The organism is Vibrio sp. 10N.222.55.B11 (assembly GCF_041473705.1).
Lineage (GTDB): Bacteria > Pseudomonadota > Gammaproteobacteria > Enterobacterales > Vibrionaceae > Vibrio > Vibrio crassostreae_C.
Map to the genome: position 1 here is coordinate 1 of NZ_JBFRST010000161.1, position 233 is coordinate 233.

At 51.5% G+C, this 233-nt stretch carries 2 tRNA genes; both read left to right on the top strand.

What is annotated here, in order from left to right:
• The first annotated feature begins 8 nt into the window (after nucleotides 1–8).
• Nucleotides 9–95: transfer RNA gene (locus tag AB4503_RS25515), tRNA-Leu, on the top strand.
• A 64-nt stretch (nucleotides 96–159) separates the two neighbouring features.
• Nucleotides 160–233 (top strand) — tRNA-Cys (locus AB4503_RS25520).

A 233-nucleotide genomic window follows, 5' to 3' on the forward strand; every position in this document is an offset into this window, starting at 1 on the left:
AATTGCGTGCCCTGGTGGTGGAATTGGTAGACACAAGGGATTTAAAATCCCTCGACGTTCGCGTTGTGCCGGTTCAAGTCCGGCCCGGGGCACCATCTATTTGATTATTACCTCGCTTGGTATTAATCAAAAGAGTTGTTCTCTTAAAACACTATTGAAGGCGCCTTGGCAGAGTGGCTATGCAGCGGATTGCAAATCCGTGGACCTCGGTTCGACTCCGGGAGGCGCCTCCA